We start from the raw sequence: 248 nt of genomic DNA, 5'->3' as shown, positions 1-248 counted from the left end.
TCATCTTCGTAAGTCAAACACCGAACCTATTATCCGTGTATATAGCGAGGCTAAAACGATGGAAGAGGCCGATGCGCTCGGCAAACAGATAATGAAGGTTGTCGAGGAGATGATGTAAGTTTTTTATATTTTATGGATATCCTCATAATGCCGGATGTCATTATTCCAATCTAAATCAACAAGGCAAACCGTCATTTCGTGCTTGACTCGGAGTGACGGTTTGTTTTGTCTGTTTAATCCTTTAATAT

The 248-nt window shown here is 39.5% G+C and carries 1 protein-coding gene; it reads left to right on the top strand.

Going from position 1 to position 248, the window contains the following annotated elements; all coding sequences use genetic code 11:
• Positions 1-118: hypothetical protein (locus tag H6A07_RS10535; protein WP_204814755.1), on the top strand; the 118-nt coding region annotated here is incomplete at its 5' end.
• Positions 119-248 lie beyond the last annotated feature (130 nt).

Origin of the sequence: Olsenella uli, assembly GCF_016899935.1 — a bacterium.
Lineage (GTDB): Bacteria > Actinomycetota > Coriobacteriia > Coriobacteriales > Atopobiaceae > Thermophilibacter > Thermophilibacter uli_B.
This window is presented reverse-complemented; position numbering and strand designations above follow the sequence as displayed.